The sequence below is a fragment of the Aeromicrobium camelliae genome (assembly GCF_003850045.1).
GTDB lineage: Bacteria > Actinomycetota > Actinomycetes > Propionibacteriales > Nocardioidaceae > Aeromicrobium > Aeromicrobium camelliae.
The window spans coordinates 25970-40846 of sequence record NZ_RQJX01000021.1; the positions used below are offsets into that span (position 1 = coordinate 25970).

Consider the following 14877-nt stretch of genomic DNA (forward strand, 5'->3'; position numbering starts at 1 on the left):
CTCGACTACGCTGCTGTCTCCGCACCGTGGCAGGATTCGACTCGTCGCCTCCCTCGACCCTGGAAAGGCCTTGCTCTCGTGAAGTTCCGCATCGATCGCGACACCCTCGCTGATGCCGTCGCGTGGACCGCGCGCAGTCTTCCCAACCGTCCGAGCGTGCCGGTGCTCGCGGGACTGCTCATGGAGACCGCCAACGATCAGCTGACTCTCGCCGGCTTCGACTACGAGACGTCGACCCGCGCCACGCTGCCGGCCGAGGTCTTCGACGACGGCAAGGTGCTCGTGTCCGGGCGGCTCCTGGCCGAAATCGTCAAGGCCTTGCCTCACCAGCCGGTCGACGTCTCGCTCGACGGCAGCAAGGTGCAGGTCGTGTGCGGTAGCGCGCGATTCAGCCTGCAGACCATGCCGGTCGACGAGTACCCGCAGCTCCCGGAGATGCCCACTGCGTCGGGAACCATCAAGGCCGACGCGTTCGCCACCGCCGTCGCCCAGGCCAGCGCCGCGGCCGGCCGCGACGAGATGCTCCCGCTGCTCACCGGCGTGCGCCTCGAGCTCGAAGGCGAGACGATCTCCTTGATGGCCACCGACCGCTTCCGTGCGAGCCTGCGCGACCTCGACTGGTTCCCCGAGTCCAGCGACATCTCCGCTCGCGCTCTCGTTCCCGCCCGCGTGCTGGGCGAGGCCGCACGCGCATTGGCGGCGAGCGGCGACGTCACGATCGCAGTCTCGGCCGGCGAGACCGGTGACGGCATGATCGGTTTCGAAGGCACCGTCGGTAACGGCGTGCGCCGCACCACCACCCGCTTGCTCGAAGGCGACTTCCCGCGGGTTCGGCAGCTGTTCGCGGCGCAGGCTGAAACGGTCGCCTACGTCGGCACGCAGACCTTCGTCGACGCGGTCAAGCGCGTGGCGCTCGTCGCCGAGCGCAATACGCCCGTGCGACTCACGTTCTCCGAAGGTCAGGTCCTTCTCGAGGCTGGCAGCGGCGACGAGGCTCAGGCGTCGGAGTCCATCGAGGCCACGATCCAGGGCAACGACATCTCGATCGGCTTCAACCCCACCTACCTGCTCGAGGGCCTCTCGGTCATGAACGAGCCGGTCGTCCACCTCGCCTTCACCCAGCACACCAAGCCCGCCGCGATGTCAGGCGTGTCGGAAGTGGGTACGGATCCCGATGGCGCCTTCCGTTACCTGATCATGCCGGTGCGACTGCAGAACTGACCTCATACGACAACGCGAACCAGGAGTGACGCCTCATGCACATCGGTCTCGTCGGACTCGGCAAGATGGGCGGCAACATGCGAACCCGGATGCAGCGTGCCGGGCTCACCGTCGTCGGCTACGACCTCGACCCCAAGGTCAGTGACGTCGGATCGCTCAGCGAACTGGTCGAGCAGCTTCCCTCCGATGCGCCGAAGGTCGTCTGGGTCATGGTGCCGCACGGCGGCCCCACCCGCGCCACCGTCGAGGAGCTCGCCGGGCTGTTGGGCCAGGGCGACGTCGTCGTCGACGGCGGCAACTCGCGTTGGACCGACGACCCGATCCACGCCGCCATGCTCGCGGAGAAGGGCATCGGCTTCGTTGACTGCGGCGTGAGCGGTGGCGTCTGGGGCCTTGAGAACGGCTACGCACTGATGGCCGGCGGATCCGCTGAGGACGTCGCCAAGGTGCAGCCGGCCTTCGACGCGCTGCGACCTGACGACGAGAGCGGGTTCGTGCACGCCGGCAAGATCGGCGCTGGCCACTTCGCGAAGATGGTCCACAACGGCATCGAGTACGCGATGATGCAGGCCTACGCCGAGGGTTACGAACTGCTCGAGAAGGCCGAACTCGTGGAGAACGTCACCGAGGTGTTCGACTCCTGGCGTGTCGGCACCGTGGTGCGCTCCTGGCTGCTCGACCTCCTGGTCAAGGCACTGCAGGACGACCCGGGACTCTCGGAGATCCGCGGTTACGCCGAGGATTCGGGTGAGGGTCGCTGGACCGTCGAGGCGGCGATCGACCACGCGGTGCCCATGCACGCGATCTCGGCGGCGCTGTTCGCGAGGTTCACGTCCCGGCAGGACGAGTCTCCGGCGATGCAGGCCGTGGCGGCCATGCGCCAGCAGTTCGGCGGCCACGCCGTCCGCGCCACGCTGGAGTCGCCGGACGTCCCCCCCGCCAAGGAGTGAGCCGCTCGCTGGTGTGAGGCTGTGCCGACACGGCCACCCGTTACCGTGGTCCTGTGCACGTCGCCCGGCTCTCCCTCGTCGATTTCCGCTCCTATCCGAGCGTCGACATCGAGCTGAGCCCCGGTGCCACGGCGTTCGTCGGCGCCAACGGTCAAGGCAAGACCAACCTCGTCGAGGCGATCGACTACCTGTCGCGGATGGACTCCCACCGCGTCTCGTCGGACGCGCCGCTCGTGCGCGCGGGAGCTGAGCGGGCGGTCGTACGTGCCGATGTGGTCAAAGAGGGGCGCAGCGCGCTCATCGAGCTGGAGATCACTCCCGGCAAGGCCAACCGCGCTCGCGTCAACCGCAATGCCGTCCCCCGGATCCGCGATCTCGTCGGGACAGTGCGGACGATCATCTTCTCGCCGGAGGATCTCGCCTTGGTCAAAGGCGACCCTTCGGACCGGCGGCGGTTCCTCGACGGGCTCTTGGTGCTCCGCACGCCCCGACTCGCGGGCGTGAGAGCGGACTACGAGCGCACCTTGCGTCAACGCAACACCTTGCTGAAGTCCGCGGGCCGCCGTCGCGAGGTCGACCTGTCGACACTGGACATCTGGGACGAGAATCTCGCTCGCATCGGTGGGCAGTTGACGGCTGCGAGGCTCGCGCTGCTCGACGCTCTCGCGCCCTACGCGACGCGCGCGTACCGCGCCGTCGCTGCGGCGGCCGCCGAGGACCGGCAGACGGTGGGACTCACCTATCGTTCGTCCGCTCACGACCTGGATCCCAGCGAACGGGATGCGGACGCGATCGCCAAGTCGCTCATGGACCACCTCGAACAGCGCCGCCGCGACGAACTCGAGCGCGGCATCAGCCTCGTCGGTCCCCACCGCGACGAGGTCGTGCTCTCGATCGGCGACCTTCCGGCCAAGGGGTACGCGAGCCATGGCGAATCGTGGTCGCTCGCCCTGGCCCTGAAGCTCGCGGCCTTCGACCTCGTACGCGACGACGGCGACGACCCCATCCTCATCCTCGACGACGTGTTCGCCGAGCTCGACCAGCGACGTCGCGAGCATCTCGCCGAACTGGTCGCGAGCGCCGAGCAGGTCCTCGTCACCGCCGCGGTCGAGGACGACGTGCCAGAGGGACTGAGCGGACGGCGATTCACGGTGCGATCCGGGGAGGTGACAGCGCATGACCACCGAACCTGACGAGCCGGCGCGCAGCCCCGAGGACGTGCTGCGCCTCGCGCGAGAGATCGCCGACTCCTACCGGACCGGCGGTGTCCCGGCGGCCCCACGGCGCCGGCGCCCCGGCCCGCGACGACCCGCGCGACCCGAACGCGAGGATGCCACGCCAGTCTCGGACTTCCTGGGCGACCTCGTGCGTCAGCAGGGCTGGACCGACCAGTTGGCCGCGACCCGCGTCTTCACCGACTGGCCCGCGATCGTCGGACCCGAAGTGGCGCAGCACTGCGAGGTCGTCGAGTTCACGGACGGCATCGTGCGGATTCAGGCCACCTCGACCGCGTGGGCCAAGGAGCTCACCTTGCTCGCGCCGCGGCTCGTCGCCAAGCTCAACGAACTGCTCGGCGACGGATCCGTGCTGCGCCTCGAGATCCGCGGGCCGCAGGCGCCGTCGTGGAAGAAGGGCCGCAGATCGGTGCGGGGCGGGCGAGGCCCGCGCGACACCTACGGCTGAGCGTCAGTCGCGTGCGGGAGTGACCAGCGTTAGCAGCGCCACCGCGATGCTCGTGGCCAGCGCGACCACACCGAGGACACCGATCGCCAGGACGACGTCCTGCCACGAGTGCTCCGGCCGAACGCCGAGTACGACGAGCATGACGACCGAGCTCGCTGCTCCGAGGAACGCTGCAACGCTGGACAGGAGCCACGAGCCGCGCCGGCCTCCGACGACGGCGGACACCGCACCGGTCCAGGCGAGCACCACCAGCAGCGCGGCGATGACATCGGCGGGCCGGTGCCAGCCGGCGACGACGGTGGACAGCCCGGTGAGACCGATCGCTGCCGCGCCGATGACGGCCATCAGCGGGCGCATGACCGCCGGCAGGACCAGCAGCAGCGCCGCCACAGCACTCACGACCACAGTGGTATGCCCGCTGGGCAGGCTGTTGTGCACGCCGAGGCCGAGATTCGGCCGATCGAGCACGTCCTTGAGCACCTGTGTGGTGACGTTCGATCCGCCGATGATCGCGATGGCCCCCACCGCGAGCGCGAAACGGCGGCGCAGGACCGCGATGACGACGCAGCCGATCGCCACTGCGAGGATCGCGCCGAGCGACACGCGCCCCAGTCCGCTCAGCAGCGTCAACTCGGTCGTGTTGCTCGCCGTGACGGCGTTCATCGCCGCGTCGTCGACGAGCTGGCCCGCCGAGGACGTGAGCGCAGCGCCGACGAGGGCAGCCAGCCCCAGTACGGCCGCCACCGCGACGACCGCCGCGAGACCGTTGACTCTGCCGCGGCGCGCGACGGGTCGCGTAGGCTGCACGGGAGTATCGACGGACATACCTCCACTGTGCCGCACCGGGCCGAACGCTTTCACGCTCCCACGCGGATCGCCCTCAGCGCGGCCCAGCCGGTGCTCGGACGGGGTGCTGGTCGTCGCCGGGCCCGCGAAGAAGTCCTGAGGGCCGTTACGTCCCGTTCACCGCTACTTCAGCAACGACATGACGCTCACTTTTCGGGCCTGGGATCCGTGAGAGCCACGAGGTTGCCCGTATACTTGACGAGTGACCCAAGCGCCTGAGACCAACAACGCGAGTTCGACCGGTCAGCCGCAGTCGTACGATGCCAGCAATATCCAGGTTCTCGAAGGCTTGGAGGCCGTACGCAAGCGCCCGGGCATGTACATCGGTTCCACCGGAGAGCGCGGACTCCACCACCTCGTGTACGAGGTCGTGGACAACTCGGTCGACGAAGCCCTCGCCGGTTACGCCTCGCAGATCCTCGTCGTACTGCAGTCCGATGGCGGCGTGCGGGTCGTCGACGACGGCCGAGGCATCCCGGTCGGCGAGCACCCGGTCGAGAAGATCCCCGCGGTGACGCTCGTGCTCACCTCGTTGCACGCCGGCGGCAAGTTCGGCGGCGGCGGGTACAAGGTGTCCGGCGGTCTGCACGGCGTCGGCGTCTCGGTCGTCAACGCGCTGAGCACCCGGTTGTACGTCGAGGTCAAGGCCGACGGCTACCGCTGGACGCAGTCGTTCACGTACGGCGAGCCGGACGGTCCGCTCGAGCAACACGAGCAGACGGACGAGACGGGCACCAGCATCACCTTCCACGCGTCGCCGGAGATCTTCGAGACGACGACGTACGACTACGAGACGCTCAAGACGCGGTTCCGCGAGATGGCCTTCCTCAACAAGGGCCTCACCATCACGTTGCGCGACGAGCGCGAGCTGCCCGGTGACGAGAACCCCGAAGCCACCGAAGGCACGGCCGACGAGCTCGAGCGCGAGGTCACCTTCCGCTACGACGGCGGCCTCGTCGACTATGTCGCGCACATCAACACCGGCAACCGGCAGCCGATCCACGCCGACGTCATCAACATCGAGCGTGAGGACGAGCCCAGCGGCCTGTCGCTTGAGTTGGCGATGCAGTGGAACGCGAGCTTCAGCGAGTCGGTCCACACCTTCGCGAACACCATCAACACCCACGAGGGCGGCACGCACGAAGAGGGCTTCCGCGCCGCGCTGACCACGACGGTCAACCGTTTCGCCGAGACCAACAACCTCATCAAGAAGAAGGAAGACCGCCTCACCGGCGACGACATCCGCGAGGGGTTGACGGCGATCATCTCGGTCAAGCTCACCGAACCGCAGTTCGAGGGTCAGACCAAGACCAAGCTCGGCAACACCGAGGCCAAGGGCTTCGTGCAGCAGGTGCTGAACGACGAGCTCAGCGCCTGGTTCGAGCAGCACCCGAACGAGGGCAAGACCATCGTGCGCAAGGCGATGGACGCGGCCTCCGCGAGGCTCGCCGCCCGCAAGGCTCGTGATCTCGCCCGCAACCGCAAGGGCTTCCTCGGTGGCGGCGGTCTTCCCGGCAAGCTCGCCGACTGCTCGAGCCGCAATCCCGACGAGTGCGAGATCTTCATCGTGGAGGGCAACTCCGCCGGCGGCTCGGCCAAGGGCGGCCGCGATCCGCGCACCCAGGCGATCCTCCCGCTGCGCGGCAAGATCCTCAACGTCGAGAAGGCCCGGATCGACAAGATCCTGCAGAACGCCGAGGTGCAGGCGATCATCAGCGCGCTCGGGACCGGCGTCCATGAGGACTTCGACATCGCCAAGCTGCGGTACAACATGATCGTCCTCATGGCCGACGCCGATGTCGACGGCCAGCACATCACGACGCTGCTGCTGACGCTGCTCTTCCGGTTCATGAAGCCGCTCATCGACGCCGGCCACGTGTACCTCGCGCAGCCCCCGCTCTACAAGATCAAGTGGACCAACGCCCCGCACGAGCTCGCGTACTCCGACCGCGAGCGCGACGCCCTGCTCGCCGCGGGCGACGAGGCGGGCAAGCGGCTCCCCAAGGAGGCGCCGGTCCAGCGTTACAAGGGTCTGGGTGAGATGAACGACTCCGAGCTGTGGGAGACCACGATGGATCCGGAGGGTCGTCTGCTCCGCCAGGTGACGCTCGCCGACGCCGCCGTCGCCGACGAGATCTTCACCGTCCTGATGGGCGAGGACGTCGACCAGCGCCGGACGTTCATTCAGCGCAACGCCCGGGACGTGCGCTTCCTCGACATCTGACCGACTCCGTCTCGGTGGCCGAGGGCTGCGCGTAACAGCGTCCCGCGATCACCACATCCGCAAGAGGTACTGGACCTATGACAGACACTCCCATCGAACGCGATCGGATCGAGCCGGTCGAGTTGCACGACGAGATGCAGCGCTCGTACATCGATTACGCCATGAGCGTCATCGTGTCGCGCGCGCTCCCCGACGTGCGCGACGGGCTCAAGCCGGTGCACCGCCGCGTGCTCTACGCGATGTTCGACGGTGGGTACCGCCCCGACCGCGGCTTCTCCAAGTGCAGCCGCATCGTCGGTGACGTCATGGGTCAGTACCACCCCCACGGCGACAGCGCGATCTACGACACCCTCGTGCGCCTCGCGCAGCCGTGGGTGATGCGCGCGCCGATGATCTCCGGGCAGGGCAACTTCGGTTCGCCGGGCGACGATCCGGCGGCCGCCATGCGGTACACCGAGTGCAAGCTCGCGCCGATCGCCATGGAGATGGTCCGCGACATCGAGCAGGAGACCGTCGACTTCAAGCCGAACTACGACGGCCGCTCGCAGGAGCCCACGGTCCTGCCGTCGCGGATCCCGAACCTGCTCGTCAACGGCTCCGCCGGCATCGCCGTCGGCATGGCCACGAACATCCCGCCCCACAACCTGCGCGAGGTCGCCGAGGGTGTCCAGTGGGCTCTCGCGCACCCCGACGCGTCGAGCGAGGAGCTGCTCGAGGCGCTCATGCAGCGCATCAAGGGCCCCGACTTCCCGACGGACGGCCTCATCGTCGGCACCAAGGGCATCGAGGACATGTACCGCACGGGCCGCGGCTCGGTCACGATGCGTGCCGTCGTCACGATCGAGGAAGACACCAAGGGCAAGATCCAGCTCGTCATCACCGAGCTGCCCTACCAGGTCAACCCGGACGCGCTCATGCGCAAGATCGCCGACCTGGTCAACAGCGGTCGGCTTCAGGGCATCGCCGACCTGCGTGACGAGTCGAGCTCGCGGGTCGGCCGCCGCATCGTCATCGAAGTCCGCCGCGACGCGGTGGCCCGTGTGGTGCTCAACAACCTGTACAAGTTCACCGAGCTGCAGAGCAACTTCAGCGCCAACATGCTCGCGCTCGTCGACGACGTCCCCCGCACGCTCACGCTCGACGGGTTCGTCCTCAACTGGATCCACCACCAGATCGAGGTCATTCAGCGCCGGACCCGCTACCGGCTGCGCGAGGCCGAGAAGCGCGCCCACGTCTTGCGGGGTCTCGTCAAGGCGCTCGATCAGCTCGACGAGGTCATCGCGCTCATCCGCCGCAGCCCCACTGTGGAGGAGGCGCGCGAGGGCCTGAAGTCGCTCCTGGAGATCGACGACATCCAGGCCGGGGCCATCCTCGACATGCAGCTGCGCCGTCTGGCCGCACTGGAGCGCCAGAAGATCATCGACGATCTGGCCAAGATCGAGGCGGAGATCGCCGAGCTCAAGGCGATCCTCGAGAGCGAGGCGCGTCAGCGGCAGATCGTCAGCGAGGAACTCGCCGAGATCGTCGAGAAGTACGGCGACGACCGCCGTACCAAGATCATCCCTGCCGACGGCGACCTGTCCGACGAAGACCTCATCCCCGACGAGGAGGTCGTCGTCACGATCACCAAGGGCGGGTACGCCAAGCGCACCAAGACCGACCTGTACCGGGTGCAGAACCGCGGCGGCAAGGGCGTCCGGGGCGCCTCGCTGCGCGGTGAGGACTCCGTGGCGCACGTGTTCGCCACGACGAGCCATCACTGGATCCTGTTCTTCACCACCGCCGGTCGGGTCTACCGGGCCAAGGCATATCACCTCCCTGAGGGCGGCCGCGACGCCCGCGGCGGCCACGTCGCGGGACTGCTGAGCTTCCAGCCCGAGGAGGAGATCGCGCAGGTTCTCGCCATCCGCGACTACGAGCAGGCCCCGTACCTCGTGCTTGCGACCAAGAAGGGTCTGGTCAAGAAGACCCGCCTGGCCGACTACAACAGCCCGCGCCAGGCCGGCGTCATCGCGATCAACTTCCGCGATCCCGACGATGAGCTCATCGGTGCCGAGCTGGTGTCCCCCGAGGACGACATCCTGCTCATCAGCCGCAAGGCGCAGTCGATCCGTTTCCGCGCGAGCGACGAGCAGCTGCGCCCGATGGGCCGCGCCACGTCCGGCGTCACCGGCATGAAGTTCCGTCCTGACGACGAACTGCTCTCGATGACGGTGGTCAAGGCCGGCGCCGACGACGAGGACGACCAGCTGTACGTCTTCACCGTCACGGACGGTGGTTACGCCAAGAAGACCCCGATCGACGAATACCGCGTCCAGGGCCGCGGTGGCCTGGGCATCAAGGCCATGCAGATCACCGAGAGCCGCGGCGAACTCGTCGGTGGCCTCGTGCTCCGCGACAGCGACGACGTCATCAGCGTGACCGCCAGCGGACAGATCACCCGCAGCCTGGTGTCCGGCGTTCCTTCCAAGGGACGTGGCACGATGGGGGTGAGCTTCGTCAAGTTCAAGGGGGACGACCGGGTGGTGACGATCGCACGGAACACCGAGTTGGTGGCCCAGAACGAAATCGAGTCGCAAGCCGACGAAGCCACGTCGACCGATGAGGGGCAGAGCAGTGACTGACAAGCCAGAGGGCAACGGTCCGGGCCAAGGCGAGGCGCCCACGCAGCAGATGCCGCGCGTCCCGAAGGACGAGCCGAAGGCCGAGGCTCCCACCTCGCAGAACAGTGCGTCGAAGGAGCCGGACACGTCTGCCTCCTCGGACACGTCGGCGTCGAAGGCCTCGCCGACTCCGAGCAAGCCGGTGACACAGAAAACCGCCGGTGCCAAGCCCGCCTCGGGGTCGCAGGAGCCCAGCGTCTCGGCCCGGCAGCCCCTCAGCCGTCCGGCCGGGAGCACGGGGACGTCCGCAGCCGGTGGTCCTCGCAAGCCGCTCAGCGGCCTGAGTAAGGACGAGTACACGCGCACCACGAAGGCCGGTCCCGATACCACCGCGGTGATCCCGGCGGTCAAGGACGACGCACCCACCCCGCAGTCCAAGGGCGAGGGCGCGCCGCGCACCACCAAAGCGTCCGCACCCGCTGCGAAGAAGGCCGACGTCACCAAGCCCGAGCCCGCGAAGCGCGAGCCCAAGAAGGCGGACGCCAAGGCGCCGGCCCCGGCCTCGAAGCCGGCCGTCCAGGTCGAGCCTGACACGGCCGCCGCGGCCGCGGGCCAGGCGACGCTGCGGCTGCGCTACATCGAGCCGTGGTCCGTCACCCGGCTCGCGTTCGTCGTCTCGGTCGCCATGATGATCGTCGGCGTCGTGGCCGTGGCCGTCTTCTGGGTCGTGCTGCAGGTAACCGGTGTGTGGTCGGCGCTCAACGACAGCGTCGCCAACATCCTCAGTGACGACGCCGGCGGCTTCGACATCACCGAGTACTTCGGCTTCGGTCGCCTCGTCGGCCTGACGCTGGTGCTGTCGGCGCTCAACGTGGTGTTCATGACCGCGCTCGCCACCATCGCCGCGCATCTGTACAACCTCGCTGCGCAGATCCTCGGGGGCATCAAGCTCACCTTCGCCGACCAGAAGAAGTGAGTCCCACCCCCGCCACGACAGCGCGTGGACACGTACGGTAGAGTTCATCGCTGTTGCGGGCCTATAGCTCAGCTTGGTTAGAGCGCTTCCCTGATAAGGAAGAGGTCGCTGGTTCAAGTCCAGCTAGGCCCACCGCCCACCGGAGGGAAACGACATGAAGAAGCTCCTCGTCATCGTCGCCGCGGGTGCCGGCGTGTTCGCTCTCCTGCGTCGCCGTTCGGCCCGTCAGGATCCCTGGGCGCAGGCCAGCGACAAGGTCTGATCCGATCCGGGGGCTGTGGCGCAATTGGTAGCGCACCTGCTTTGCAAGCAGGGGGTTAGGGGTTCGAGTCCCCTCAGCTCCACCACGTACACGTGAGCGACTGACGCCGTCGTCGCCACTCGCGGCGAACCTTCTCCTCGCGGACCAGGACACCTCCGAACGGTCTCCTGCGCGCGGTTCCTCTGGCACGATGTGACGATGCAGCGACACTGGGGCGTACGCCGATGAGCGCGGTCGAGCCTTTGGCCTCCTGGCCCACTCCCATCGAGCCCATGACCCGCCTCGGTCCCGCACTGGGGCTGGGGCCCGACGACCTCTGGATCAAGCGCGACGACCTCGTCGGATTGGGACGGCAACAAGGTGCGCAAGCTCGAGCGGAGCATGGCCGACCTGATGGCCCGCGGCGTCGACGTGATCGTCACCAGTGGCGCGGCGCAGAGCAACCATGCCCGTTTGACGGCGGCGGCCGGGGCGAGGCTCGGTGTTCCGGTCATCCTCGTGCTGAAGGGCCGCGCCCCAGAGGTCGAGACCGGCAACCTCCTCCTCGACCGACTGTTCGGCGCCCGGATCGCATGGGCGGGCGAGGAGGACGTGGACACGGCCGTGCAGCGCGAGGTCGCAGCTGCGGAGACGGCGGGTGCGCGCGTGGGTGTCGTCCCGTTCGGGGGCACGAATGCCGCAGCGGCACGCGCCTACACCGATGCCGGGGAGGAGCTGCTGCAGCAACTGCCGGATGTGCGTCGCGGCCGGGTCGGGCGGGACGATGGCCGGTCTGGTCGCAGCATTGGGGCCGGACCGGGTGCTGGGCGTCGACGTCGGAGCCGTCGACGATGTGGTGGAGCGCGTTCAGCGCTTGTGGGGGGAACTCGTCGACGACGCCGACACCGATCCCCGGCGGCTGACGATCCGTGCCGACGTCGTCGGTGAGGGGTACAGCGTCTTCACACAGGCGTCCCGCGAGGCCTTGCAGCTCGTCGCGCGCACGGAGGGCATCGTGCTCGATCCGGTCTACACCGGGCGGGCCGCGGCGGGCCTGATCCGGGCCGTCCGGGAGGGCACGATCCGGCAGGGTGAGCGCACGGTACTCCTCCACAGCGGCGGACTCCCCGGCCTTTTCGGCCATGCCCACGCCACACCGTGGAGGGTCGCCTGATGCTCTCCTGGCGGCGTGTGGTCCGGAACGCTCGTGCCGTCGACGGCAGGGGTTCGTGCGATGCGAGTCGCGGCGCTTACGCCGGCCGGCTCGCGCAGGTGATGCACGTGCGGGCAGCCGGCCGTGCCAACAGCCGTTCCTGATTGATCTCGGCGCCGCAACGTTCGCAGCGGCCGTAGGTGCCGTCGTCGATCTTCGACAGCGCCGAGTCGACGTCGCTCAGGTGCTCGACGGCCGATGCGAGCAGGGCGCTCGCCTGCGACCGCTCGAAGGCGCTCGTCGTACCGTCCGGATCGTGCTCGTCGTCGGTGGCCGTCAACTGCGCGTCCTCGACGATCGCGGTGAAGTCCTTGTCGAGAGCGAGGATGCGCGCCGCGGTTCTCGCCCGGTCGGCGATCAACAGTGCGCGCACGTCTGAGAGGAACGCGTCCCGCTCCTCCCCCGGCATCCCCATGCGCTCCATGGCGTCCCACCTTCTCTCACCTCGAGACCAGCCAACGTATGACGTTAGCTAGGATGGCGCGAATGACCGCCGTACGTGAGGCCGACGCGAACGACCTCGCCGCCGCCGCCCGCACCCTGGCCGCCGCGTTCGACGGGTACGCCTGGACCGACTGGATCCTGCCGCCGGAGAATCGCGCGGAGCGCCTGCGGGAGGTGCAGTACCTCTACCTCGCGCATCTCGCGATGCCCCAGGGTCTCATCATGGTCACCGACGACCTGGCCGCCGTCGCCGCCTTCGTTCCGCCCTTGGGTGCTGAACTTCCTGAGGACGCGGAGCGGAGGGTCGTCGACCTCCACGGTGACCGGATCGCACGGCTCGCCTCGGTCGACCTTCCGGCCCCCGCGGACCCCGGATCCTGGACCCTCGCCACCGTGGGAGTCCGGCCTGACCAGCAGGGCCGCGGCCTCGGCAGCGCGGTGCTGCGCGCTGCTCTCGATCACCTCGACGAACGTGTCGGCGCGAGCGTGCACCTGGAGACCTCGGATCCGCGCAACGTCACCCTGTACGAGCGCCACGGGTTCGTCACCTCGGCGGTGACCGAGATCCACGACGGGCCGACTGTCTGGAGCATGGCGCGTCCTCGCCCGGCCTAGTGACCTCGTGGCCGGAGTGCGAGATGTACGACGACGCCGGTCACGAGAGCCCAGAACGCCGCTCCGACACCGAACACGCTGATGCCCGACGCGGCGACGAGGAAGGTCGCGATCGCCGGTTCGACGCGCTCGTCCGCACTCAGCGCCGACCGCAGTGATCCGGCCAGCGTCGTCAACAGAGCGAGTCCTGCCGCTGCGGCCACAAGCCCTGACGGTGCCGCGACGACGATGGCGGTGAGCAGGGCGGCCATCGGAGCGATGACGAGGTAGGACGCGCCCGTGGTGACCGCCGCGATCCACCGGCGCGACGGATCCGGCCCCGCCTCGGGCGATGCCGAGAGCGCTGCGCTGATCGCGGCGAGGTTGATCGCGTGGCCGCCGGCTGGTGCGCCAGCCACGGTTCCGACTCCGGTCACCACCATCGCGGAGCGCCACGGCGGCCGGTAGCCGAAGCTCGACAACACGGCCGCGCCCGGGACGTTCTGCGCCGCCATCGTCACCAGATAGAGCGGCACCGCGAGGCCGATCACCGCGCCGAGCGAGAAGGTCGGCGTGGTCCAGGTCAGCTGCGGCCACAGCGCTCCGGATCGCTCGTCTCCTGCTACGACAGCGAGCACGAGCGCGACGACGAGGGCGGCCGGCGAAGCCCAGCGTGGTGCCACCGCCGCGAGCAGCAACCACGTGAGCACGACCGGTGCGAGCAGCAGTGGCCGGTCCGCGGTCGCCGTCACCGGGGCGAGACACAGGGGCACGAGGACCCCCGCGAGCATGGCCTGAGCGATCGAGGTGGGGATCGCGCGCACGAGGTCGGCGAGTTGGCGGATGGCGGCGGTGGCGATCACGAGGATCCCGACGATCAGGAAGGCGCCCACCGCGGCCGGCCAGCCGCCCTCCACGGCGCCGGTCGTGGCGAGCAGCGCTGCACCGGGAGTCGACCATGCCAGGGTCACCGGCACGCGATACCGGAGCGCGAGCAGCAGGGTGCCGAGGCCCTGAGTGACGCACAAGATCAGCAGACCGGACGCGGCCTGGGCGGGCGTGGCCCCCACGGCATCGAGTCCGGCGAGAACCACCGCGAAAGAACTGGTGAAGCCGACGGCGGCGGTGACCAGCCCGGCCACGACTGCCGCTCTTCGGTCCGCTCGCACATCCGGAGCGTAGCGGGCCCCGCGCTCGGACGGCGCTATGACGTCGAACGCCCGGCGACCACGAGGACCACCGGGCGTCGGACGTGTAGGAGAAGGGTCAGCTGGTCGAGCCGGGTCGCGGCTCGTCGATCACGGTCTCCTCAAGCTGCTCGTCGATCGCGTCCTTGGTGTACGCCGCCGTGGCGTCGCCACGGGCCGCTTGCGACTGCGCAGCCTCGGCGAGATCCTCGGCGGCGGTCTGCGCCTCGTTGGCACTCTGCGCCGCCTCGGCACCATCGACGTCACCGAACGTCGCCTCAGCGTCGGCACGGGCATAGTCGGCCTGCGCCTGCGCGGAGAGATCGTCGGCGCGGTTCCAGGTCTCGTTCGCCTGGGCGGCGTCCGCGTCACCGGGCTCTTCGGAGGCGAAGTCCGCCGCACTCTTGACCTTGGAGGTCATCGCGCTCGCTGCGTCGCTCGCAGTCTCGGTGACCTTGTCGCTCACGGTGCTCGCGACGTCCGCGGCCTTGTGACCAGCATCAGAAGCGGCATCGCGAGCGACGTTCTGCACGGTGTCGACCGTGCTCTGCACCGGTTCGGAGCGCCACAGCTTCTCCGCCTGAGCCTTGATCTGCTCGTACCGCTCCCGCCCGGCCTTCGTGCCGAGGACGTAGCCGACGGCAGCCGCCGCCAGCAGGGTCAGCTTCTTCACGGTCGTTCACTCCTTCGGATGG

Annotated in this window: 13 protein-coding genes, 2 tRNA genes and 1 pseudogene; 12 read left to right on the forward strand and 4 right to left on the reverse strand. The window is 68.9% G+C overall.

All coding sequences use genetic code 11. From position 1 onward, the window contains the following. Positions 1–78 precede the first annotated feature (78 nt). Genes dnaN through EHW97_RS13450 form a run of 4 tightly spaced genes read left to right on the forward strand, consistent with a single transcriptional unit; the run spans position 79 to position 3854 of the window. Positions 79–1221: a DNA polymerase III subunit beta gene (gene dnaN, locus EHW97_RS13435; protein WP_124237691.1), complete on the forward strand. Its 1143-nt coding sequence runs from the start codon at positions 79–81 to the stop codon at positions 1219–1221. Between the two features lie 35 nt (positions 1222–1256). Next, a complete protein-coding gene (gnd, locus tag EHW97_RS13440; protein WP_124237692.1) occupies positions 1257–2171 on the forward strand; it encodes a phosphogluconate dehydrogenase (NAD(+)-dependent, decarboxylating) in 915 nt (304 codons plus the stop codon). Positions 2172–2224: 53 nt separating this feature from the next. Then, the gene (gene recF / locus EHW97_RS13445; RefSeq protein WP_124237693.1) at positions 2225–3364 is read left to right on the forward strand and encodes a DNA replication/repair protein RecF; all 1140 of its coding nucleotides are present in this window, start codon (positions 2225–2227) and stop codon (positions 3362–3364) included. Then, positions 3348–3854, forward strand: a complete 507-nt coding sequence (locus EHW97_RS13450) for a DciA family protein (RefSeq protein ID WP_124237694.1) — start codon at positions 3348–3350, stop codon at positions 3852–3854. Before recF ends, EHW97_RS13450 begins: the two co-directional genes overlap by 17 nt. A 3-nt stretch (positions 3855–3857) precedes the next feature. Here the strand turns inward: EHW97_RS13450 and EHW97_RS13455 are convergent, their stop codons facing one another. Beyond that, positions 3858–4679, reverse strand: coding sequence for a phosphatase PAP2 family protein (locus EHW97_RS13455; protein ID WP_124237695.1), 822 nt, complete (start codon positions 4677–4679; stop codon positions 3858–3860). Positions 4680–4902: 223 nt separating this feature from the next. Here EHW97_RS13455 and gyrB point away from each other — a divergent pair, with 223 nt between their 5' ends. From gyrB to EHW97_RS15905, 7 genes and pseudogenes are all read left to right on the forward strand, one after another. Continuing rightward, positions 4903–6924, forward strand: coding sequence for a DNA topoisomerase (ATP-hydrolyzing) subunit B (gene gyrB / locus EHW97_RS13460; protein ID WP_124237696.1), 2022 nt, complete (start codon positions 4903–4905; stop codon positions 6922–6924). A gap of 77 nt (positions 6925–7001) precedes the next feature. Next, complete coding sequence (gene gyrA, locus EHW97_RS13465) at positions 7002–9548, forward strand: DNA gyrase subunit A (RefSeq protein ID WP_124237697.1); 2547 nt, start codon at positions 7002–7004, stop codon at positions 9546–9548. Then, entirely contained in the window at positions 9541–10503 is a 963-nt protein-coding gene (locus EHW97_RS15820) for a DUF3566 domain-containing protein (protein WP_243696450.1), read from the forward strand. The genes gyrA and EHW97_RS15820 overlap by 8 nt, the downstream gene beginning before the upstream one ends. A 57-nt stretch (positions 10504–10560) precedes the next feature. After that, positions 10561–10635: transfer RNA gene (locus EHW97_RS13475), tRNA-Ile, on the forward strand. 22 nt (positions 10636–10657) lie between these two features. Further along, the gene (locus EHW97_RS15825) at positions 10658–10765 is read left to right on the forward strand and encodes a DLW-39 family protein (protein ID WP_243696451.1); all 108 of its coding nucleotides are present in this window, start codon (positions 10658–10660) and stop codon (positions 10763–10765) included. Between the two features lie 9 nt (positions 10766–10774). Continuing rightward, positions 10775–10850: transfer RNA gene (locus EHW97_RS13480), tRNA-Ala, on the forward strand. Positions 10851–11158: 308 nt separating this feature from the next. After that, a pseudogene (locus EHW97_RS15905) lies at positions 11159–11918 on the forward strand (pyridoxal-phosphate dependent enzyme). A 76-nt stretch (positions 11919–11994) separates the two neighbouring features. Here EHW97_RS15905 and EHW97_RS13490 read toward each other — a convergent pair. Beyond that, entirely contained in the window at positions 11995–12381 is a 387-nt protein-coding gene (locus EHW97_RS13490; RefSeq protein ID WP_243696452.1) for a TraR/DksA family transcriptional regulator, read from the reverse strand. A 62-nt stretch (positions 12382–12443) separates the two neighbouring features. Between EHW97_RS13490 and EHW97_RS13495 the strand changes: the two genes are divergently transcribed. Beyond that, positions 12444–13016 carry a GNAT family N-acetyltransferase gene (locus EHW97_RS13495; RefSeq protein WP_124237698.1) on the forward strand — a complete coding sequence of 191 codons (573 nt, stop codon included), beginning with the start codon at positions 12444–12446 and terminating at the stop codon, positions 13014–13016. Here the strand turns inward: EHW97_RS13495 and EHW97_RS13500 are convergent. Together EHW97_RS13500 and EHW97_RS15580 are read right to left on the reverse strand one after the other, a co-directional pair. Beyond that, positions 13013–14164 (reverse strand): benzoate/H(+) symporter BenE family transporter, encoded by a 1152-nt coding sequence (locus EHW97_RS13500; RefSeq protein ID WP_208002051.1) that lies wholly within the window; start codon positions 14162–14164, stop codon positions 13013–13015. The two genes, EHW97_RS13495 and EHW97_RS13500, sit on opposite strands and share 4 nt — an antisense overlap. 97 nt (positions 14165–14261) lie before the next feature. Beyond that, on the reverse strand, positions 14262–14855 hold the full coding sequence (locus EHW97_RS15580; RefSeq protein WP_208002052.1) for a hypothetical protein: 594 nt from the start codon (positions 14853–14855) through the stop codon (positions 14262–14264). Positions 14856–14877 lie beyond the last annotated feature (22 nt).

Coding starts and splice junctions, on each gene's coding strand:
- gnd (WP_124237692.1), top strand. CDS start 1,257: ATGCACATCGGTCTCGTCGGACTCGGCAAGATGGGCGGCAACATGCGA.
- EHW97_RS13450 (WP_124237694.1), top strand. CDS start 3,348: ATGACCACCGAACCTGACGAGCCGGCGCGCAGCCCCGAGGACGTGCTG.
- EHW97_RS13455 (WP_124237695.1), bottom strand. CDS start 4,679: ATGTCCGTCGATACTCCCGTGCAGCCTACGCGACCCGTCGCGCGCCGC.
- gyrA (WP_124237697.1), top strand. CDS start 7,002: ATGACAGACACTCCCATCGAACGCGATCGGATCGAGCCGGTCGAGTTG.
- EHW97_RS15825 (WP_243696451.1), top strand. CDS start 10,658: ATGAAGAAGCTCCTCGTCATCGTCGCCGCGGGTGCCGGCGTGTTCGCT.
- EHW97_RS13490 (WP_243696452.1), bottom strand. CDS start 12,381: ATGGAGCGCATGGGGATGCCGGGGGAGGAGCGGGACGCGTTCCTCTCA.
- EHW97_RS13495 (WP_124237698.1), top strand. CDS start 12,444: ATGACCGCCGTACGTGAGGCCGACGCGAACGACCTCGCCGCCGCCGCC.